The following is a 21,395-nucleotide window of genomic DNA, read 5'->3' as shown; positions in this document are numbered from 1 at the left end:
TCCGTTGGTTGGTTCGTTCCGTTCATTGACCCAGTGAACGGTCTCTCCGGAGTCGCGAGAGGACTTACTCGTCTGCGGGCTCGCCGACGTCTCTCGCGAGTTGCGCCAGCGCGGCGAACTCGGCGGGAGCCATTGCCCCGGCCCGCTTCCTCAACACGTCCTCGTCGGCCGCATCGACGACTGCCTCTGGCTCCGCGAGCCCGGAAATGTGTGCCGTGTTCCGGATGGCGTTGCGGATCGTCTTCCGTCGCTGGGTGAACAGCGCCTTGACGAACCGCAGGAAGAACGCCTCGTTTTCGACCGCGTAGTCGGGGTCGCGCGGAACCGCTCGAACCACTGCGCTCTGCACCGCCGGCGGCGGCGAAAACGCCTCTTTCGGAATCGACTCGACGAGGTCGATGTCGGCGTAGTGCTGACTCGAGACCGAGAGCCGGCCGTACTCCGAAGTCCCGGGCTCGGCGACCATCCGCTCGGCGAACTCCTGTTGGAACATCAAGACGAGGGGCTTCTTCTCCGGAAAGAGCCGAAACGCGATCTCGCTCGAGACGCCGTAGGGAAGGTTCGACACCGATGCGGTAAAGTCGGGCAGGTCGACGTCCAGGGCGTCACCCTCGATGACGGTCAGTTCACCGGCGTCGATCTCCGCGGCGAACTCCTCGTGCAGAAAGGCAGCGAGTTCGCGGTCGCGCTCGACGACGGTGACCTCGTCGCCGATCGCGAGCAGCCGATCCGTCAGCGCGCCCGTTCCGCCGCCGATCTCGAGCAGGTGGCTCGTGTCGGCGTCGATTTCTTCGAGGTAGGTCGGCAGCCGGTCCAGCACGCGGTCGTCGACGAGGAAGTGTTGATCGCGGTCCGGATCGCCGCGAACGCCGGCCCGAGCGATCAGTCCGTCTGGATCTCTCATTGCCGACGCTTCGGCTGGGACCGGTGTAAACGCACCGTCTCACACGTCCCGTTCCGTCAGGGCACCCGTTCCCGGGACTGTTCGCGTCGCCCGCGGAAGCCACGCTAACGGGTTGTCGTCGGTTACGGGCTCGCACTCGTTTCCGTTGCCGTTCCGCGGTGTTTTGGGTCGCGTTACTGATTCTGCTCCTGCTCGCGTCGGCCCACGAACGTCTGATACTTCAGGTCGTCGTCGCGCAGTTCCTCGAGAATGCGGTCGACGAGGATCTCGTCGGGATCGTGCAGTCCCGAGACGCGCTCGGACAGGTCGTCGAAGCTCTCGAAGGGCTTGCGCTTTCGCTCGTCTAAGATGCCGTTGCGGAGCTTCTTCCCGATCCCCGGCAGCAGGTTCAGCTGGTGGAGTCGCAGCGTGATCGGCTGGGCGTCGTTGTAGAAGTCGACGAACCGCTCCTCGTTCTCCTCGACGAGGTCGGCGACGACGTACTCGAGTTCCGATTGGGCCCCCGACGAGAGATCGTCGTACTCGACGCGGTGACACTCGGTAACGACTCCTCGGTCGGCGGGCGGTTCGACGACGACTTCGCTACCGATCGTGAGCCGCTCGTCCTCGTCGAACGCGACCTGATAGAGCTGGAAGTCCTCGATCCCGACAGCGTAGCCTGCCGGTGACTTCGCGTACTGTGGTCGGCCGTCGTCCGACAGCCCGTGTGCCAGATAGTCCAACACGACCGCCCGACGAACGTCCATCTCATCGCGATCAGCTTCGCTCATTGGTTTACGGTACGGCGAGGCCGTACTTAAAGAGTCGGCCCACTTTCAAGACGCTGCTCGAGGGAACGGAAGGCGTGCGACTCGCTTCGGGTCGCGGTGCGACGCCGTCGCGATCAGTCGAGAACGCCGAACCAGAGTACGATCCCGACGACGACGGCCAGCGTCCCCAGCGCCAAACTCGTCAGTTCGACGCTCGCCAGCAGCGCGAGGTTCGAGCCGATCGCGAGCAGCGGCACCCACGGCACGCCCGGGACTCGGAACCGCCGCTCCCGGTCGGGTTCCTTCCGGCGGGACCGAATCAACGCAACGTTGACGAACACCAGCCCGCCGAGGAGCATGACATCCGCGAAGTGAGCCAGCGACTCGAGGCCGAGCAAGGGATCGTGGGCACCGCCGGCCTGGCCCGGAGACGCGCCGAAGACGACGCCGAACAGCAGGAAGAAAACGAGGATGAGACAGCCGGTCAGCACCACCGCGACCGTCGGGACACCGGACTGTGGGTCGATCCGTCGGACCCGTTCCGGGAGGTGATCGCGTCTGGCCATCGCCAGTTTCACTCGAGAGCCGGCCAGCACGGTCGCGTTGGCGGCCGAGATCATCGACAGCAGCGCGCCGACGATGAAGACGTAGAACCCGGCGTCGCCGAGGTAGTACTGGGCCGCCCGCGCCATCGCGACCTCGCCGTGGTCGGCGACGAACCCCGTGGCAGCGCCGGACGACGACAGCCCGGCTCGCTCGGCGAGGAACGAAAGGAAGCCGCTGTCGTTGATCGCCAGCACTACCACGACGACCACCAGTACGTAGAGGACGGTGACGACGGCGATGCTCAGGAAAATCGCCCGCGGAACGGTCCGCTCGGGCGTTTCGATCTCACCCTCGCTCGTGGCGATCGCCTCGAACCCGAAAAACGTGATGAACACGAGCGCCGAGGTCAGGGTGATATCATCGAACTGCGTGGCGTTAGCCGTAAGCGACGACGCCACGACGTCCGCGTTGAACGCACGGAGGCCGCCGATCAGGAACAGCCCGATGAGCGCGATCTTCAGCCCGGTGACGACGATCTGGAATCGACCCGTCTCCTCGGCACCGGCGAGGTTGACCCCGACGAGAACTGCGAGGACGACGACTCCCGGGAGCCAGTACGGGAGCGCCTCGGGGAGCGCTATCCCGGGCCGTACGAATCGGGTGAACCAGTCAGCGAAGCTCGCGAGATAGAAGGCCGCGCTCGCGGGGTACCCCAGAATCAGCAGCCAGCCGATCACATACGACCAGTCGGAATCGAACACTTCGGCCACGTAGGCGTAGCCGCCGCCATCGACCGTGTAGATGGTCGCGAATTCGGCGTAGGTCAGGGCGGTGAACGACGCGACGATCGCCGCCAGCCCGAACGAGACGATCGCCGCCGCGCCGACGTTTGCGACGGCGAGTCCCGAGAGAACGAAGATGCCGCCGGCGATCATCGTTCCCGCCCCGATCGCCGTGGCTCCGAGAAGGCCGATATCCCGTTCGAGCGAGTCGGTTTCGTGTGACTCCATCGGTCCGGTCTCCGTCTCAGCGCTGTCCATGACCGACACCACCTACCCTGATCCCTCGTTCCCCTGCCACGGAAAGGCGACGGGAAATACCAGTCGGTGGCAGTTACACGAGAATTAAAAACAACTCGGAAACGCGGCCTCGAGCGCCGGTGCTATCGTCGCGACTGAACCGATTTGTACATCGATCGCGACGCTGTCCTGGGATCGAGTGGGTATCGACTTGCAGTTGCTACTGTAGTCGTGATCGTCGAACGTCGACCGGCGCGGCGGGAACGCTCCGAACGGAAACTGCGAACTTCGTTCAGGCGTACTGCGCGACGACGTTGAGAATCTCGTCGAGTTCGTCCCCCGACAGCGAGTAGCGCTGCTTTGCGTACACCGACCGGAGTTCGTCCCGGTCGCGCGGCAGGAGGTTGGCGATCTTGTAGGCCGTCGGCTCGTCGACCTTCTCGAGGTCCTGCAGGTCCTCGACCAGGGCCTGGGCCTCCTCGGGCTCGAGGACGGCGAATCGGTTCGCGTGTTCGATCGCTCGCGCGAGCTCGTAGCGCAGCTCGCGATCCTCGTCCATCGCGCGTTCGGCTTCGATGTCGGCGAGCAGCTCCTTCGTTTCCGAGACCGTCAGGAACTCCTCGTCGACGATCTCTTTGAAGATCGTCATCCTGCGGTTAGATCCGGCTCTTTTCCTGATTCTGTGCGCGCATGTGGGCGGCGGTCACGAGCAGCGTTTTTTCCTTCCCGCCGTCGACGATCTCGACCTTGAAGGCGTCGCCCTGTTTCCCGACGACCTCACCGGTGCGACCGTCGAATCGCGGGTGGAAGCGACCGTTCGGGGTGCTCGGGTCGATCTTCAGGTGGACTTTCTCCCCTTCCTCGTACTCCTGAATCGCACGCTGTGGCGGCGAGGTACCGCGGTCTCGAGGATCGTTCGCGAGCTTTCTCCGGGTTCCCTGACGAGGGCCATTAGATTTCGGCATAGTCGTACGACCGCTTTGTCCGGTGACGGTTATAAAACACACGTATTCCACCCACCGGTTTCCGTCGGGGGGTGGGATTCGTTCGTCCGCACGGGATCGGGTGGGGTAATCGGGGTATCGCCTCCCGGACGCGCGGGCCCTGGCCTCACGCGTGGAGGAAACTCATCGCGTAGAACAGCGGCCGCTCGTAGACGTCCGGGTCGATCGAGAACCCCAGATGCGAGCCGATGTAGGCGTTGTTGAAGTGGCCGTACCGCGGCCCCTTCAGGATTCGCAGCGTCAGCCGGGGGTCCATCTCCAGCCGGACTCGTCGCCGATCGGTTCGCTCCGGGAGCCCCTCGACGATCTCGTGTTCGCCGCCGTCGGCTGTAAACCGCAGGTACTGATCGTCGACCAGCGAGAGGACGACCTCGGTCTCCGACTCGAATCCGATCCCGCGGCGCTTCGCGTCGAAGTTCTCGTAGGCCGCGGGCACGTACTCTCGGAACTCCGCCGGCGTTGGTATCGGGTCCGACTCGTAGGTGAATTCCCGGTCCGCCAGTTCGGTCTCGATGTACTCCCGACGCGAGTCGGGATCGACGGGCTCGTAGGGGGCGGATTGCTCGCCGGCGACGACATCGAACCAGTCGCCGCTGTTGAGGAGCACACACTCTGCGTCGTCGCTGACCCGGTCCTCGTCCGCGAAGTAGTCCCGCGCCTGCGTTCGCGTCGATCGCGCGACGTACTCGTTCAGCTCCGCGAGGTCGCCCGCGAGCGTGTAGCTCCCCGCGAAGGGCATGTAGTAGTCGGGCTCGAGCAACTCGAGGAAGCCGGCGGCGTTGTCCAGGGACTGGAGTCGGCGCTCCTCGCGTTCCGCGAGCAGTTTCTCGTGGGAGTAGTCGATCCGGCTTTGTGGATAGCCGCCGGCGAAGGTGTACTGCAACATTGCGAGATCGATCTCACCGTACTGCTGTTTCACGCGGCCGGCGGCGTGTCGGGACATCGGCCAGCGACAGTCGTTCAGATTGAGGACGGTGTGTTCGCCGTCGTCGAAAACCGCCATGGAGTCGATCTGTGTCGAGCCGTCGATACCCTGTGTGCTCGCGTCCTCGGCCATCCACGGACAGGCGAAGTGGTTCCCACAGACCTCCGGGTCGCAGTCGTCCGACGCGAGCACGTTCACGTACAGGTCCCCGCCGAGGTGAACCCGCTCGTCGTGTGGGAGTTCGCGGACGTCGAACCCGGCCGCTTCGACGTTGTGTTTGAGGAAGTCCCAGTTGTAGTCGTGTATCAGAACCGGAATGTCGGCGTCGAGGCGCTCGAGCGTCGCCCGGTGGCAGTGATCCGGATGAATGTGCGAGATGTAAATGTAATCGGCGTGGTTGAGATCTTCGGGCTCGAGTTCGACTGGCGGGTAGTGTGCCCAGGCACCGTAGAACGCGCCGTCAACGATCCAGGGGTCACAGAGGACTGCCGTGTCTTCCGATTCGACGAGCACGGTTGACGACTTGATGTGCCGAACGCGCATATGGCGTGAAATGACAATCGGATGGATATACGCTCGCAGGAGCTACACAGTATGAGAACGAATCCGTCGCCGAGACCGAACGGAGTCGAACCGCGGTCGGCGGGACCGTCGACACCTCGGTCGAGAGAGCAAGAGTAACCCCGCTCGATTTCGTTGGGGTCGGTATGGACGACGACTCCGACCGACGAATCGAGACCAGATCGATCCACGCCGGCCAGAACCCGGACGACGAAACCGGCGCGCTGATGACCCCGATCCACGCCAACTCGACGTACAAACAGGACGCCCCCGGCGCACATCGTGGCTACGAGTACTCCCGGACCGGCAACCCGACCCGAACGGACCTCGAGGCGAACCTCGCGAGCCTGGAACACGCCGAGTACGGCCGGGCGTTCGCCAGCGGGATGGCCGCGATCAACACCGTCCTCAATCTGCTCGAGGCCGGCGACCACGTCATCACCGGCAACGACGTCTACGGCGGCACACACCGCATCTTCACGCAGGTCTACGAGGACTACGACATCGAGTTCTCGTTCGTCGACATGACCGACCTCGACGAGATCGAAGCGGCGTTTCGCGAGGAGACGGCACTGCTCTGGCTCGAGACGCCGACGAACCCGCTCATGTCGATCGTCGATATCGCTGGCGCGGCCGAGATCGCTCACGACAACGACGCGCTCTGTGCGATCGACAACACGTTCGCGACGCCGTACCTCCAGCGGCCGCTCGACCTCGGGGCGGACATCGTTTCCCACTCGCTGACCAAGTACCTCGGTGGCCACTCGGACGTGGTCGGCGGCGCGCTCCTGACGAACGACGAGGAGTTAGACGAGGAGTTCGGCTTCTATCAGAATTCCGTCGGCGCGACGCCGGGCCCGTTCGAGTCGTTCCTCGTCCTCCGGGGCACCAAAACCCTGCCCGTCCGCATGGACCGTCACTGCGAGAACGCCCGCGCGATCGCCGAATGGCTCGACGACCACCCCGATGTCGAACTGGTCTACTACCCGGGCCTCGAGTCCCACCCCGGCCACGAGATCGCCGCCGAACAGATGGACGACTTCGGCGGCATGTTGAGCTTCGAACTCGACGCGACCCTTGAGGAAGCGAGCGAGGTCGTCTCGAACACCGAGGTGTTCACGCTCGCGGAGAGTCTCGGCGGGGTCGAGAGCCTGATCGAACAGCCCGCACCGATGACCCACGCCGCGATTCCCCGCGAGGAGCGCATCGAGGCTGGACTCACGGACAGCCTGATCCGTGCGAGCGTCGGCATCGAGCACGTCGACGACCTGATCGCCGACCTCGAGGGCGCGATCGACGCCGTGCTGTCGTAACCGACGCGATCGACGCCGATCGTCTCCGGGCCCCGACGACCGCAGTCCAGCCGCGTGGCCGGTCAAACGGCCAGTGAACTTTACGTGGTTGACCTTCGAGTTTATCCATGGCCCTCGGGACGGGAGTCAACCTCATTCAGGCAATCTACGCGATCGTCGCCGTCAATAGCGTCGTGCTCGCCGGTGTCCTCTACCGACACCGCGAGCGGATCGGTGCGATCCCGTTGCTCGTGAACGTCCTGGCGACGGGGCTGTGGGCCGCATCGCTGTTAGCCAGAACGGCCGTCGACCCAGCGAGCACCGTTGCCCACGCCCTGTTGGTAAGCCTCTTTCTCGGCGTCGGGCTGTATCTGCTGACGTTGCTCGTGTTCACGCTCGAGTATACCGGACGCGAACAGTTCGTCAGACCGGCGACGATCGCGCTCCTCTCTCTCGAGCCGATACTGGTACTCGTCGTCGTTGCTGTAAATCCCGGGCAGCGGTTCTTCACCGTGGTCGACGGAACCGTCGAGTGGGGAATCGTATTCTGGGCGAACGTGGTCTACGGCTACGCGATTCTGGCCGTCGCCACGGTGTTGATCGCCGGACGCCTCTATCGGTCACAGTCCATCTACCGGGGCCAGACCGCCATGCTGGTCGTCGGGACGGTCGCGGCCTGGGCCGCGAACGCCCTCTACGTTTTCGGCCCCGTCGACGTCGAAATATCGCCGGTCGGCTTCCTCGTGATGGGGGCCCTGTACGCGGTCGCGATCACGCGCTACCGACTGACTGACATCGTCCCGATCGCTCGCGACCGCGTGCTCGCAAACGTTTCGGACGCCGTCTTCGTCGTCGACGAGCAGGATCGGTTGATCGATCTGAACCCCGTCGGTCGGGACCTCCTCGAGGACATCGATTCGTCCCCGATCGGAGCGGACATCGACACGCTGCTGGCAGGGCGGCCCGAACTCAGGGAGGGCTACCGGGACCTGACCGCGACGCCGACATCGGGTGACCGCGAGTTCGAACTCAGTGACGGTCACTATCACTTCCGGACGACGCCGATCGAGGACGGCCGCGGTCGCCACGTCGGCTGGCTGTTCATGATCCGGGACATCACCGACCGCAAGCGCCGGGAAGCACAACTCGAGCGACAGAACGAACGCCTCGAGCAGTTCGCCGATCTGGTCTCCCACGACCTCCGCAATCCCTTGAACGTCGCGAACGGCTACCTCGACCTCGCTCGGGAAGCCGACGACGACGCGGAGTATCTCGAGGAAATCGAGCAGTCCCACGACCGGATGGAAACGATCATCGAGGACGTCCTCACGCTCGCTCGCGAGGGGGCAGACGTGGCCGATCCGGAGCCGGTCGCGCTAGCTGCCATCGCCGACCGGGCATGGAGCGGCGTCGATACCGGTTCGGCGTCGATCGCGATCGACGCCGACGTCACGGTTCTCGCCGATCCCGAGCGGACCACGCGACTGCTCGAGAACCTGTTTCGCAATGCGATCGAGCACGGCAGCGAGCGTGCGGACAGTGCCGACCTCGAAATCACGGTTGGGACGGTCGCCGACCCGTCCGGCGGCTCGGTCACGGGGTTTTACGTCGCGGACGACGGCGTCGGGATTCCACCCTCCAAGCGCGAGAACGTCTTCGAGGCCGGCTACACGACCGACGAGGACGGAACGGGGTTCGGACTCTCGATCGTCGACGAAATCGCGACGGCCCACGAGTGGACCTCGTCAGTCACCGAAAGCGAGACCGGCGGTGCCAGGTTCGAGTTCCGCGGCGTCGAGACGACCGGGGAGGCGTCGGCCTCGAACGGCGGTTCGGAACCCGACCTCGAGGCCGACTCGGCAGGACCCTAACCCGGTCGCGGACTCGTGGGAGTGCTCACGAAGCGGCATTGGTCCCGTCACTCGTCTCTGGTGCCACCGTCCAGATAGTACTGGATCCGGTCTCGGCTCGATTCGGCCACTTTCACGAACTCGACGACGCGTGTGCCGTCCTCGCGGCGGTCGGACCGACGGTCGATCGTCAGCGACTGGTCGTCGAGGTGCTCGAACAACGCGTCGATCGCATCGGGGTCGCCCCTGACGGTATGGCGTTCCCCGACCTGATCGCCGTCTCGAACGTCCCGAATGGTCGAGACCATCGGGTGGAGGATCGACTCACCGAGGTCTCGCGCTCGCTCACGGAGTCGGTCGTCGGAATCGCCCGACTCGACGGCCTGAAACGCGTCACGAACGATCCGGGAGAAGACGAAGTCCCGACCGTGTTCGAAGGGCAACGAGAACGCGTAGGCGAGTTCCGCGTGGTGCTGGGTTTCCGTCGTGTACTTGACCATCGACTCGCCGTCCGCGGATTTGACGACGACGCCCTCCCGTCCCGCCGCATCGAGTTCGTCGATGGCGTCTCGAACCGTCTCCACGGCGGCGGACGGCTCCGAGCGGCCGAACCATCGCGGCTGCCCGACGCCGTACTCCGCACAGAGGATTCGCCGATCGGCTACGGGAACGGGATCGCCGGATTCGCGGTCCCGAACGTCGAACACCCGAAACTCGTGGGAGTCGATGTCCTCGTAGTCGTGGCTCGTGTAAGGCGTCTCCGGCCCGATCAGCTCGGTACAGAGGATCTTCGTCGGATGCTCCGCGAAGAAAGCAGCCAGCGGGAGCCGGTCGCGCGCTCGTGCCGTCGTATACGGACAGACGTAGCCGCTTCTGGTGAATGCGAGAGGAGCATCACCGTCGCCTCCGGCGAGCGCGATGCGGACGTTGAACCCGTCCAATTTCTCCTCGACGGCGACGCTATCGGTCCCCTCGAAGAACGAGGGAAGACCGGGATCGAGCACGAGGACTCGTGGAACGCTTGGATAGCCGCGGACGACGGCGTCGCTCTCCTCGACGATGACCGTTCCGCGCTCGACGCCGTGGCGGGCGGCGGTCAGTACGTGGTGGGTCCGGCCGCCCACCGACCGCTGCTCGAAGTGTTCGAAGAGGTCAGTGGGCTCGTCAGTGGTGGCCCCGAGCCGCTCGAGGTAGTCCTCGCGGTCCATGCGTCGTTCGACCACGTTCCCGGTAAAAAACACCGGGCCGGGNAGATGTGTATAAGAGACAGGGCCTATGTAGCGCCCCGTGCAACGGACGACCATGCCCGGGGAACTGCCGCGCCAACGGTTCGTCCTCGACACGTCGCTGTTCATCACCGAGGAGATCCGGCGGGACGACGACTCGCTCGAGGACGCCGTCGTCCGGCTACTCGAACGCATCGCGACCGCTCGGCTCGAACTCAACATCTCCTGTTACGTGCCGCCGTCGATCCACGACGAACTCGCGACGATGTTACGCGAACGCGATGTCGACGAGGCGGTGTTCTCGCGGCTCGACACGTGGGTCGTCCGCAAGAGCCCGGACCGGTACGGCGTCATGATCCCGGCGGACATCGTCTACGACTTCATCGACGAGATGAGCGATCGGGTCGACCGCGGCCTCCGCGTCTCGGAGAAGGCGATCCGCGAGGTCGAACAACTCGATCCCGAGGCGCTCGCCGGCGGGTCGACCGACGACGGCCGCGAGGAGTACATGACCGACGCCGACCGCATCCTCTCGGATATGCGTGACAAGTACCGCCGCGCGCTCCGACAAGGCGTCCTCGATTCCCGCGAGGACTTCGACCTCCTGATCCTCGCTCGCGAACTCGACGCCGGCGTCGTCACTGAGGACCGGGGGATCATCTCCTGGGCCGACGAGTTCGGGCTCCGCTACGTTCGGGGCGGGCAGTTCCCGACGCTGCTCGAGGAGTACCTGCGTGCCGCCGGCGTCGAGGACGGGGCGTGAGTTACACCTCCACATCGCGCCGAACCCGTGTCCATGCACGAACGCAGGTGTTTCTTGCTCTCTGTCTCGTCGTTGCGATCACCAACTATGAACGTGGAGACAATCGAGGAAGTACCGTGATCTCGGTGTGAGAAGACTTCTATGATACTCTCGAGCTGCACGAAGACGAAACTCGAGCAACCAGTGCCCCTGGTGAGCTATACGGACTGTCGACGTTGTTTAGCAAGGCTAGCCAGTACTGTGAACAGCAACACGACGACTGGTATATTCTCTCTGCGAAGCACCATCTGCTCGAGTCGGACGGCCCACCGATCGAACCAGACGACGAGACACGTACCGGTTCCCGAGTCGGTCAAAAACGGGACTGGTCAAAGGAGGCATTCGAGCAACTCGAGTCGCCCGGGTTACTCGAGTCGGATACCGTTCTCGTCTTTCACGCAGGAAAAGCGTACTACGAGGAACTCCTGCCCATGCTCGAAGAAACTAAGGTGACGGTCCGATTTCCAGTAGAGGGGTTGATTTTCGGCGAGTGACTTGGCTGGTATAACGAGCGGATCTAATATAAAAAATTCATGTCAGGATAGACGGAATGCTCGGGTCGAAGTGAAGACGACAAAGGAATAGGAACCTCAAGCCACCGTAACACGAAGCCAGATCGACAATGCAGACCGGGTCGTTCTCTGCCAGGTTAACAGGGACGCAGATCGAGTCGGTATAATCGGTCACTCACGAGTGACTGGCTCAGATCTCGCTTCACTTGAAAATATGCGGCGTATCGTATGTTTTAATCCGATGATAAGAGAGAGCGCTACTCCGAACACATACGAGATGAGGTGAGCAACTACCAGCCCATTATTTGATGGAGGATTGATAAACCAATATGTGCAAAAACTCACAACAAACAATGTTACTCCAGCGACTCCGCCGATCACGAATGAGCTAATGCTCGTATCGTTCACCAGTGTCCCAAGCAGTACCGTAATTCCGAGTGCCAAGGGTGCAATGAAGAACGCAGTCCAAAATACCAGTTCAAGGAACAGATCCACATTTGGGAAGACATTTCGGAAGTCTCCGAAAATACCTAACAGAACACTGGTTCCTAGTATATAGAGTGCTAACACTAGCTCGCCGATTCGGATCCCTTTGGTAGTAATAAAGTTCTGTCCCATCTATTATTCCAGTTCACCTCTTAGTATTTAAAAATCGACATAGGTCGGTAGCAGATTATTAGCAGTAGAAACGAACACGGAAAGCGTCAATTCTGCCTACTCCGTCGCGAGGTCTTGTACTCGCTCAACGAAGTTGACAGCGAGTCCATCGCCGATCAATTCGAGAGGAGCAGACACAGCAAGACTACGGCTTCAATAGCCACGTCAAAGTATGTTAGTTGGATTTGGTTCTTGTCTCAGTGGAACAGGTCACTGTCGCCAGAGATGACTTTGGTCTGTGCTGTCAAAACAATCCGAATCGAGCCGAAACGACTCATTCACTACTTTGGAGGAGTTTGATCTGTAGCTGATCAGCTTTCCTGCTCAAATAGTATCCATATGACCCTCGGGGGGATGCTTTCCACAGTGGCATTAATGACTATGATTCTGCATATGATCCGGGCTATGAGCTGAATGGGAGACGTCAGGAAATAAAACGTGAAATTGACTCTGACAATCCTTGTATCGTCGGTTACTTTGGCGATAAAAGTCCGAACACTACAGCAACTAGCTCTTCTGGGAGTCTTCCGGATTTGCCAGACATGCCGGTTGGTCATGCCGAAACTGTAGTCGGATATGAAGAAGCTGATGATTCTTGGTGGAACCCAACAGAGCCCCCACTCTATGTGACAACACATGATACCTACGGCGATACGAATGAACTCACATTCAAATCCACTAGTCTCTCGTTCATAGTATTGACAATCAATAAGTAATATATCGCCACCTCAATAACAAACTTAATTGAACCCAGACAATATGATAGGAGAAGTTTGGAGAGCGTTGATCAGCTCTGAGACGATCTAGTGAAACGACACCGTCGTCCTAGAGATTAGTCCAGAACTCGGCCGATTTGAGAAGAACAAGTTCGTGTTCTCTGGCTTCCAAGCTGTACTAAGTGGATTTCCTCGTTCTTCGAGAGTTTCTTGTGCTTGACGACGCGTTGTGGTGCGACCGCTTATATACAAAGCAGCAACCCAAAGCAACAACCAACATCGGTGATAGATTTCACCGATCATTAGGAGGATTTCCTGGTCACCGTTGCACTGACCGAGTACAGCATCGACAAACTCAATGAAGCAATCATGAATGTCTATGTGGATTACTATACAGGTCAATCAGAGGAACAACCGACAGTCGCCGTGGCCATGGCGATAAAAAGACGCGATCAACTGGCTCGTCGCTGTTGCTGGCGACTTACTCGAAGTGGTCGAGGCAGGTCTGGTACTCCTCTTCGGCCTTCTCCCAGTTGACGACGTCGAAGAAGGCGTCGATGAAGTCCCCCCGGTCCGGACCGTAATCGTAGTAGTAGGAGTGTTCCCAGACGTCCAGCGCGAGCACTGGATGTGCGCCCCAGAGCGCGCCCTGGTCGTGCTTGTCGACCGCGACGTTGCGAAGCTGCTTCGAAACCGGATCGTACACCAGCAGCGCCCAGCCACCGGCGGCACCGGCAGCGGCCTCGAACTCGCCTTTCCAGCCCTCGTAGGACCCGAAGTCCTCCTCGATGCGGTCGGCGAGGTCGCCCTCGGGTTCGCCGCCGCCGTTGGGGGACATGTTCTCCCAGAACAGCGTGTGGAGATAGTGACCACAGCCGTTGTGAGTAACGTTTGAGAGGGCACCGGGCGTCGAGCCGAAGTCACCCTCCTCGCGGTTCTCCGCGAGGGTCTCCTCGGCGGCGTTGAGGCCGTTAACGTAGCCCTGGTGGTGCGTATCGTGATGCCAGGTCAGTACCTGTTCGGACAGTGCCGGTTCGAGCGCGTCGTAATCGTACGGGAGTGGTGGAAGTTCGTGGTCAGTCATAGTATGCACCTCACGTTCCGTATCGGTATCTCGCCTGTTAAGTGTTGAGGAGTGAGACGATATCACACCCCATAAAGGCACGACCGTCCTGTCTCGTGATTTCCCGACACGTCGGTGAACCCACCACCGACTGCGTATTAAACCTTTCAGCAACGTACTTCCGAGCGGCTTCCGTCGCGCGCTCCGGCGTGACAGTCCCGTCCCCGACTCACTCGAACTCCTTGTGATGGGCGTGCTCGAGCCACTCCTCGAGCGACGGTTGGTTCCAGTACCGCACCGTCTCGCTCCGTCGATCGTGTTCGAGGACGCCCGCGTCCTCGAGTTTCGGCAGGTGGACGTGCTGGAGTTCCAGTTGCACTCCCGCTCGCTGATCCATCGTATCGGAGTCGACCGTCCGACTCGCGGGTGACTCCCCGTCAGCGGTGTCACATGCCGTTGCCTCCTCGAGGGCGATGACGTTTTGGGTGAGGTTTTCGATCGTTGCGACGCCGTCCGGCCGGTCGTTGAGGTCGTAGAGGACGTATCGCCGCCGACTGTTCGAAAGCAGGTCGAAAACGAGGTCCAGCGACGGCGGGACGGCCGCTGTCAGCGCGGTCGCTCCCTCCTGTTCACGCATCCACGAACCACCTACCGTGTGTTACCATTCGAAACCACCAAGCGTGGTTTCAGTAGCCGACACATTAGGCCTTACGTCTCCCTAGAAAAATACCTGTGTTATATCCATAGATAACGACAGAGATTATAACTCCTGGATGTCTCGCGTTCGTCCTCGAGCCACCGGTGCTGAAGACCGTTGTGGCGGAAATACCACGATCACTCGGGAGACAGCGCGTGCGCTCGCGTGTCAGACCGCCCGGAGAAGGGCCCTCCGAGCCGGGTTGTCGAGCCGCCGTTTCATCCGACCGTCACACTGACGCGGCTCGGAACGTCGGCGTCCGACCGAGTGTTCGCATGCAGCGACCGCAGCCCCGAACGCGAAACAGCGCCAGTACGCGATCGATAGGGCCGGCTGCAACGTTCCGTTGGCACTCTCGAAGCGAGTCCGTCGAGAAGGATCGACTCGGCCTCGTCGTCCCGCAGGCCGGGTGCCGGGTGCCGCTCGAGCGTGGAAACCGCTACTGCGGTGGCGTTACTCGTAGAGCCACTCGGCGTCGTGTTGTTCGTAGTCGATCAGTTCGTCGTCGTCGAAGTGGATCGCGATTTCGCGTTCGTTCGCGCCCTCGTCCTCGTGATCGGCCGCGTGAACGACGTTCCGACCGAGATCGAGCGCGTAGTCGCCCCGGATCGTACCGGGGGCGGCCTCGAGCGGGTCGGTTTCGCCGATCATCTGGCGGACCTGGCGGGTCGCGTCCTGGCCTTCCCAGACCATCGGGACGACCGGTCCCGAGGTGATGAAGTCCACGAGGTCGTCGTAAAACGGCTTGTCCTCGTGTTCGCCGTAGTGTTCTTCGGCCCGTTCGCGGGGCATGTTCTCGACTTTGATGCCGACGAGCTTGAGCCCGCGGTCCTCGAGTCGAGAGACGACTTCGCCCACGAGTCCGCGCGCGAAGGCGTCGGGCTTGACCATCACGAAGGTACGTTCGTGATCGCTCATGCCTCTTCAGCCTCGGTTTCGGCGTCGTCGGGTTCGTCGGCCTCGTCGACCGTCTCGTCACCGGCGGGCGAGTCTTCCTCGTCGTCGGCCGCGTCGGTCTCCGTCTCGAGGTCCTCGTCCTCGTCGGCCGCGTCGGTCTCCGTCTCGAGGTCCTCGTCCTCGTCGGCAGGCGTCTCCGCCTGTGCGGGACCCTTGCCGCGACGACCCTCTTCGGTCCACTCGAGGTCTCGGGGTTCGCGCCCGAGCTTGTAGTTTTTCTCCGCTTTGGAGTCGACGAAGTGGAGCACGGTGCCGTCGTTTTTGACGTACATGATGCCCGTGCCGGGTTCGATCTCTTCGCCCGTGTAGTCGCAGGTTCGTTTCTCGACCATTATTGTCCTCCGATGGAGTCGGCCTCGCGGGCGGTCTCGCGAAGTTGGAGTACGTCCCCTTCGCGGACCGGCCCGAGGCAGTTACGGGTAATGATGCGTCCCTGGTTCTCGCCCTCCTTGATTCGGCATTTGACCTGCATGGCTTCGCCGTGCATGCCGGTCTTGCCGACGACCTCGATGACCTCGGCGGGCGTAGAGCCGCTTTCTTCCTCTTCAGCACTCATCTCTGATCACCTCAGTCGAGATCCTCGACCTTGTCGGCGATGTCCTCGACGTCGTCTGCTGCCTCACCGGCGTCGACGACCGCCGCGGCGGCCGAGCCGACCTCGAGGCCGGCGGCGTGGCCGACGTCGTCCTGGGTCTCGATGAAAACGACGGGGATGCCTTTCTCCTCGGCGAGTTCGGGGAGATGCATGACGATCTCTTCGGGAGAGACGTCCTCGGCGACGTAGACGAGCTCGGCGTTGCCGCGCTCGATCGCCTTCGTGGTTTCGTTCGTTCCTTTCTTTACTCGTCCGGTGTCTCGTGCGACCTCGAGCGCCTCAAGCGCGTCGTCGGCGAGGTCGGCTGGGATGTCGGTGGTTACGTAAACTGACATTGGTTGTTCACCTCTCCTACACGTGGGCTCGCGCTCCCCTGCCGTCCGGGCACTGGGTACCCGTGCCGGGCCGATCCCGGCGGAAGTCCTGTGAAGCTAGGAGCATCATCAACCCCGCGTAGGGTGTACACTCGAATAGCGCTGCCCCCCTTAAAAGCGTGTTCAAACGGCTGGCGAAGTGAGACACGTCCGCACGGTCGGGGCCGGTTCGGATCGGCGTGCGGTTGCGAGAACTGACCGGATTCGGTCGGTCGTGTTCGATCCAACCGAAGCGGTTCCGCACCGACGACGCTGCCGGTGCGCGATTTGCCTGCCGGGACTATCTGAACGCGGCTTTCCCGGCCTCGACGAGGACCTCGGGTTCGTACTGATGCGTGCTCACCGGCGGGACCTCCCGATCTACGTCTAGCAGGTCGTAGACGGCAGTCATCGCGGACCGCACCGAATATTCGACGGTGAATACCACGTCCCGGGGCTGCTCGGCGAACTGTCCGATAAACGCCAGGTTGTTCGATCCCGTCGGGACGACGTCCGGCCGGTCGCCGGCGGTCCGTGGCATGAACTGGCTCGTGATAAACGGCATGTTGCAGGGGATACAGTTCGCATCCTCGAGGACCGACGGGAGTTCGTCGAGGTAGCCGAGATGATAACAGAGTTCCTCGAGGATCTCCTCGCCGGTACAGTCTTCCATCTTTTTCTCGACGTGGTTCCCCTCCTCCTCGGGGAACAGTCCGTATCCCCAGAAGACCTTCACATCGTCGGGCTGGTCCGCGAAATGGGGCTGGGCGGCGACGACGATGGACATCAACCAGTTCGACTCGGTGAACGTGATCAATCCGTTTCCGGGCGCTTCGCCGGTGACCTCGACGATGTGCTCGAGCAGGTCGGGTTCGTGGAGCGTAACGGTGTACGACGGCCATTTCGTTTCCGGAACGTTGTCGGCAAACGCCGACGGCGTCCCGAACTCGGGGTTGTCCTCGACGATGTTCTTCCACAGTTGGAACGACGCCCCCGTCGTGTTCAGTTCGGGGGCTTCGGTCATCGATCCGAGATCCGAGCCGTCGGTCATCGAGCCGTTGGTCACGAAGACGAGGTCTGTCGGCTCGACATCGACCGTCTCGGTGGACCCGTCCGTCTCGTAGTAGATCGTTTCGACGGTCTTGCCCTTGCGGCCGGGTACGATATCCATGTCCGTCACTTCACAGCCGCTCCGGAACTCGACGCCGTGGTCTTCCAGCCACCGCCGAATGGGGCGGACCATCGAGTCGTACTGGTTGTACTTGGTCCGATGGATCCCCTCCATGGTGTTCAAGCGGGGGAACTCGTGCATGAACCGGTGCATGTACCGGCGCATCTCCGCGACGCTGTGCCAAGGCTGGAAGGCGAACGTCGTGGCCCAGATATACCAGAACGGCGTCTCGAAGAACGACTCCGAAAACCACTCTTCGATCCGCGTGTCTCCCAGTTGCGCCTCGGGTGTCAACGCCAGTTGGAGCAACGAGAGTCGATGGTCCATTTCGAACCCGTACGACGAGACATCGAGCACCTCCTGCTCGTCGCCCAGCAACCGCGCGACCGCGTACGTCTGGTTCGCTTCGTTGAACTCGTCCATCACGTCCTTGACCGACCGTTCGCGGTCCTCGAGCGATGGGATCGATTCCAGCAGATCCCACGTGCACTCGTAGGCCGGATAGTTGAACATCCGGCCGCCGCGAATGACGTATCCCTCTTCGGGCGAGCCGGCTCCGTCGAGCGCCCCGCCCATCACGTCCAACTTCTCCAACACGTGGATGTTCTCGCCCGGCAGTTCGCTGTCACGAACGAGGAACGCGGCCCCGGCGAGGGACGCGATCCCGCCGCCGACGAAGTACGCCTCCCGGTCGGAGTCGTTGTGCTGTCGGACCCCGTCGTTACTCATGCGACTCGCCCTCCGTGCCCTCGACCGTCGTCTCGATGTGTCGGTGTGGCCAATCCGCTTCCGTGTTGGTGTCTATCGGGAATCACACCTAGATAATTGACACGAGTGGTCTTGAATACGGACAGTAATTCTCACGGCGTGGAAATCATAGATCTATTATATGTTTTCGGAAGCGATTGTCCTCACCGACAGCGCCCCGACGCGGCGTTTCACCGGCTCAGTGGTCGCGCGACGGTCGCCGATGGCCTCGACGGCGGGATTCGCGCATGCGAGATTCATTTAATGCGAGCACACAAAGCGGTCCTATGAACGCGGAAGCGGACGTCGTTCCACTCGCACGAGCACTCCACGCGGAAGCCGAGCGTGCCAACCAGCGGCGGATGCTCGTTCTTGCAGGCAGTCGGAGCCGCGGCTACGATCGTCTCGAGTCGATCCTCGATGCCCTCCCGGTTCCGATCACCGGCACGACGCTCGTCGGTCCCGAGGATCGACTCCGGTGTGAACAGCGTCGACAGGTCGACGCGAGCGCCCTCCTCGGGACCACCCGGGACGTCATCGCCGTCGACGGTCACGACGAACTCCAGCCGAACGCGCTCGGCAAAGTCACCGGCGCGGTCGACGGCGGTGGCCTCCTCGTCTTGCTGACGCCGCCGCTCGAGTCGTGGCCGGAGCACCGCGGTGCGTTTGCCGACTCGCTTGCCGTCCCCCCGTTCGAACTGGACGACGTTACGGGCCGGTTCAAACGCCGTCTCGTCCGGACGCTGCGGGCCCACCGTGGCATCGCGATCGTCGACCTCGAACGGGACCGATGCGAGGCCGACGGACTCACCGACCCGGCCCCGCGGCTGGCGACGGAGCCCCCGACTCCGCCCTCGGACCACCAGTTTCCGACCGCCGCCTACGAGGCGTGTCTCACGGCCGATCAGGTCGATGCGGTCGCGGCCTTCGAGTCGCTTCGCGGGACCGAGCGGGCCGTCGTGCTTGAGGCCGATCGCGGCCGCGGGAAGTCAAGCGCCGCCGGACTGGCCGCGGGAGCGGTCGCCCTCGACGGCGCGGACGTGCTGGTAACCGCTCCCGCCGCCCGGAACGCCGCGGAACTGTTCGATCGCGCGGGGGCGCTCTGTGAGCGACTCGAGGGTGACGCCGCGACTGTCGACTCTCGTCGGATCGAGACGGCCGCCGGGGGTTCGATCGAATTCCGCGAGCCGACCGCGGCCGTCGACACCCTCGAGTCGGCCGACATCGTCATCGTCGACGAGGCCGCGGCACTGCCGGTCGCGACGCTCGAGTCGCTGCTCGCGGCCGACCGGATCGCCTTCGCGACGACGATCCACGGCTACGAGGGCGCGGGGCGGGGCTTCTCGGTCCGATTCCGGGATCGACTCGCCGAGAGCGATCACGCGGTCACCGACTGTACGCTGGTCGAGCCGATCCGGTACGCGGCGGGCGACCCCGTAGAGGTGTGGGCCTTCCGCGCACTGTTGCTCGACGCTCGGCCGCCAGTCGACGGGCTCGTGACCGACGCCACGCCCGAGACGGTCGAGTACCGACGGCTCGAGCCCGACGCGCTGCTCGCGGACGAGCGACTGCTCCGGGAGGCGTTCGGCCTGCTCGTCCTCGCCCACTACCGGACCGAACCGAACGACCTCGCACGCCTGCTCGACGCCCCAAACCTCACTGCGCGCGCGTTACTCCACGACGGTCACGTCGTCAGCGTCGCCTTGCTCGCTCGCGAGGGAGGCCTCCCCGCGGCCACTCGCGCGATGATGTACGAGGGTGGCCGCGTCCGCGGCAACATGCTCCCGGACGTGCTGACGAGCCAGTTGCGCGACGAGGCGGCGAGCGACCCCGTCGGTCGTCGCGTCGTCCGGATCGCAACCCACCATGCGGCCCGCTCGCGCGGGCTCGGCTCGCACCTGCTCGAGCGCATCCGCGCGGAGTTCGCCGCCGGGAGCGGCGACGGCGACGACCCCGCCGGCGTCGACTGGCTGGGAACCGGTTTCGGCGCGACGCCCGGCCTCCTCTCGTTCTGGCGCAAGAACGACTATCGGACGGTCCACGTCTCGACGACGCGCAACGACGCCAGCGGCGAGTACTCCGCGCTCATGCTCGCGCCGATCAGTGACGAGGGCCGGGCGCTTCACGACCGGCACGCTGACTGGTTCGTCCGCCGGTTCGCCGCACTCAGTTCGGACGCGCTCGATGACCTCGCGCCCGACGTCGCCCGCGCGGTGCTCCGGAGCGTCGACGCCGAGGCGGGGCCGCCGCTCGAGCTATCGGCTCACGAGTGGCGCGTCGTCGCGGGGGCCGCCTACGGCCCGGGACTGTTCGACGTCGATCCCGGGCCGTTCCGAGCGCTCGTCGTTCGATACTTCGTGGACGATCCCGATACCGTCGACCTGACCGATCGCGAGGAACGACTGCTCGTCCTGCGCGTGCTCCAGGGGCAAACGTGGGAGACCGTCGCCGACCGCCTCGCGTACCCCTCCGCCGGACAGTGCATGCGGGCGCTCGGCGACGCTTGCTGCCCGCTCGTGGATCGCTACGGCGAAGACGCGGCGCTCGAGGTTCGGGAGCGGTTCGGCGACGAGTAACCAGTCGCACTTCTTCGCCAACGATGTGCGCTAGCACGCCACACCAAGTGCGAATCGCTACCGTGAGCCCGACCGGCGAGCAGTTCTCGAGTTCCTTCCCGGGCAGGTAGCGATCGTCGTGAGTCGCTACTCGCGGCCCTACTACGGTGGCGAAAACGAAATGGACGGCCATCTTGACTGCGAGTCCGTGGATAGATTACTGTTGTCTCTGTTCCGAAGCAACCATCCATCCTTAGGTACTGTCTTGAAAATAACGTTCAGCCACTGCTCCGTTCACTCGCTTTTCCCGCCGGGAAACGTCCACCCATAGACCTCCCCAGTTCCGATTCCAGTAGCACCGCACAACGGCGACGACTCCCGACGAGGAACCTGGTGGAATCCAGGACACCACTACTGGATTTCGGTATAACCGTTCCTCCAGTGTCCGTGGGGTCTTGCCAACGAAGTGAGCGAGTGGGTTGGGGCAGATTCGA

Annotated in this window: 20 protein-coding genes and 1 pseudogene; 6 read left to right on the top strand and 15 right to left on the bottom strand. The window is 62.9% G+C overall.

Annotation, left to right across the window (positions count from 1 at the left end):
* Positions 1–64: 64 nt before the first annotated feature.
* From C486_RS02960 to C486_RS02935, 6 genes are all read right to left on the bottom strand, one after another.
* A complete protein-coding gene (locus C486_RS02960; protein ID WP_008452863.1) occupies positions 65–904 on the bottom strand; it encodes a 16S ribosomal RNA methyltransferase A in 840 nt (279 codons plus the stop codon).
* Between the two features lie 173 nt (positions 905–1,077).
* The gene (locus C486_RS02955; RefSeq protein ID WP_008452861.1) at positions 1,078–1,674 is read right to left on the bottom strand and encodes a DUF655 domain-containing protein; all 597 of its coding nucleotides are present in this window, start codon (positions 1,672–1,674) and stop codon (positions 1,078–1,080) included.
* 113 nt (positions 1,675–1,787) lie between these two features.
* Positions 1,788–3,239 (bottom strand): APC family permease, encoded by a 1,452-nt coding sequence (locus C486_RS02950; protein WP_008452858.1) that lies wholly within the window; start codon positions 3,237–3,239, stop codon positions 1,788–1,790.
* Positions 3,240–3,510: 271 nt separating this feature from the next.
* Positions 3,511–3,867 carry an RNA polymerase Rpb4 family protein gene (locus tag C486_RS02945; protein WP_008452856.1) on the bottom strand — a complete coding sequence of 119 codons (357 nt, stop codon included), beginning with the start codon at positions 3,865–3,867 and terminating at the stop codon, positions 3,511–3,513.
* Between the two features lie 7 nt (positions 3,868–3,874).
* Positions 3,875–4,183, bottom strand: a complete 309-nt coding sequence (locus tag C486_RS02940; protein WP_007109419.1) for a 50S ribosomal protein L21e — start codon at positions 4,181–4,183, stop codon at positions 3,875–3,877.
* Between the two features lie 145 nt (positions 4,184–4,328).
* Positions 4,329–5,690 carry an MBL fold metallo-hydrolase gene (locus tag C486_RS02935; protein ID WP_008452853.1) on the bottom strand — a complete coding sequence of 454 codons (1,362 nt, stop codon included), beginning with the start codon at positions 5,688–5,690 and terminating at the stop codon, positions 4,329–4,331.
* Between the two features lie 164 nt (positions 5,691–5,854).
* Between C486_RS02935 and C486_RS02930 the strand changes: the two genes are divergently transcribed.
* Positions 5,855–7,021, top strand: coding sequence for a cystathionine gamma-synthase (locus C486_RS02930; RefSeq protein WP_008452851.1), 1,167 nt, complete (start codon positions 5,855–5,857; stop codon positions 7,019–7,021).
* 107 nt (positions 7,022–7,128) lie between these two features.
* Positions 7,129–8,871 (top strand): histidine kinase N-terminal 7TM domain-containing protein, encoded by a 1,743-nt coding sequence (locus C486_RS02925; protein ID WP_008452849.1) that lies wholly within the window; start codon positions 7,129–7,131, stop codon positions 8,869–8,871.
* Positions 8,872–8,918: 47 nt separating this feature from the next.
* Here the strand turns inward: C486_RS02925 and C486_RS02920 are convergent, their stop codons facing one another.
* Entirely contained in the window at positions 8,919–10,058 is a 1,140-nt protein-coding gene (locus C486_RS02920; RefSeq protein WP_008452847.1) for an RNA ligase, read from the bottom strand.
* 94 nt (positions 10,059–10,152) lie between these two features.
* Here C486_RS02920 and C486_RS02915 point away from each other — a divergent pair, with 94 nt between their 5' ends.
* From C486_RS02915 to C486_RS02910, 3 genes and pseudogenes are all read left to right on the top strand, one after another.
* Entirely contained in the window at positions 10,153–10,839 is a 687-nt protein-coding gene (locus C486_RS02915) for an RNA ligase partner protein (RefSeq protein WP_008452845.1), read from the top strand.
* A gap of 20 nt (positions 10,840–10,859) precedes the next feature.
* Positions 10,860–10,970: pseudogene (locus tag C486_RS20795) on the top strand (IS5/IS1182 family transposase); the annotation flags it as partial.
* An 84-nt stretch (positions 10,971–11,054) separates the two neighbouring features.
* On the top strand, positions 11,055–11,372 hold the full coding sequence (locus C486_RS02910; protein ID WP_008452843.1) for a DUF6884 domain-containing protein: 318 nt from the start codon (positions 11,055–11,057) through the stop codon (positions 11,370–11,372).
* A 189-nt stretch (positions 11,373–11,561) separates the two neighbouring features.
* Here the strand turns inward: C486_RS02910 and C486_RS20790 are convergent, their stop codons facing one another.
* From C486_RS20790 to C486_RS02875, 8 genes are all read right to left on the bottom strand, one after another.
* Positions 11,562–12,008 (bottom strand): hypothetical protein, encoded by a 447-nt coding sequence (locus C486_RS20790; protein ID WP_152419116.1) that lies wholly within the window; start codon positions 12,006–12,008, stop codon positions 11,562–11,564.
* A 1,236-nt stretch (positions 12,009–13,244) separates the two neighbouring features.
* Positions 13,245–13,847, bottom strand: coding sequence for a superoxide dismutase (sod, locus tag C486_RS02905; RefSeq protein ID WP_008452839.1), 603 nt, complete (start codon positions 13,845–13,847; stop codon positions 13,245–13,247).
* Between the two features lie 208 nt (positions 13,848–14,055).
* Positions 14,056–14,463: a DUF7344 domain-containing protein gene (locus C486_RS02900; protein ID WP_008452837.1), complete on the bottom strand. Its 408-nt coding sequence runs from the start codon at positions 14,461–14,463 to the stop codon at positions 14,056–14,058.
* Between the two features lie 513 nt (positions 14,464–14,976).
* The gene (gene ndk, locus C486_RS02895; protein ID WP_006184656.1) at positions 14,977–15,441 is read right to left on the bottom strand and encodes a nucleoside-diphosphate kinase; all 465 of its coding nucleotides are present in this window, start codon (positions 15,439–15,441) and stop codon (positions 14,977–14,979) included.
* Positions 15,438–15,812: a 50S ribosomal protein L24e gene (locus tag C486_RS02890; protein WP_008452836.1), complete on the bottom strand. Its 375-nt coding sequence runs from the start codon at positions 15,810–15,812 to the stop codon at positions 15,438–15,440. The genes ndk and C486_RS02890 overlap by 4 nt, the downstream gene beginning before the upstream one ends.
* Positions 15,812–16,036 carry a 30S ribosomal protein S28e gene (locus tag C486_RS02885; protein ID WP_006184658.1) on the bottom strand — a complete coding sequence of 75 codons (225 nt, stop codon included), beginning with the start codon at positions 16,034–16,036 and terminating at the stop codon, positions 15,812–15,814. Before C486_RS02885 ends, C486_RS02890 begins: the two co-directional genes overlap by 1 nt.
* An 11-nt stretch (positions 16,037–16,047) precedes the next feature.
* The gene (gene rpl7ae / locus C486_RS02880; RefSeq protein ID WP_006184659.1) at positions 16,048–16,410 is read right to left on the bottom strand and encodes a 50S ribosomal protein L7Ae; all 363 of its coding nucleotides are present in this window, start codon (positions 16,408–16,410) and stop codon (positions 16,048–16,050) included.
* Positions 16,411–16,729: 319 nt separating this feature from the next.
* A complete protein-coding gene (locus C486_RS02875; protein ID WP_008452831.1) occupies positions 16,730–18,328 on the bottom strand; it encodes an oleate hydratase in 1,599 nt (532 codons plus the stop codon).
* A 305-nt stretch (positions 18,329–18,633) separates the two neighbouring features.
* On the opposite strand from C486_RS02875, the gene tmcA reads away from it, so the two are divergent.
* Positions 18,634–20,922 carry a tRNA(Met) cytidine acetyltransferase TmcA gene (gene tmcA, locus C486_RS02870; protein ID WP_008452827.1) on the top strand — a complete coding sequence of 763 codons (2,289 nt, stop codon included), beginning with the start codon at positions 18,634–18,636 and terminating at the stop codon, positions 20,920–20,922.
* The last annotated feature ends 473 nt before the right edge of the window (positions 20,923–21,395 follow it).

It is taken from the genome of Natrinema gari JCM 14663, assembly GCF_000337175.1.
In the GTDB taxonomy this organism is placed as follows: Archaea; Halobacteriota; Halobacteria; order Halobacteriales; family Natrialbaceae; genus Natrinema; species Natrinema gari.
Note: the sequence above shows the minus strand (reverse complement) of the source record. Positions and strands in the feature narration are given on the sequence as shown.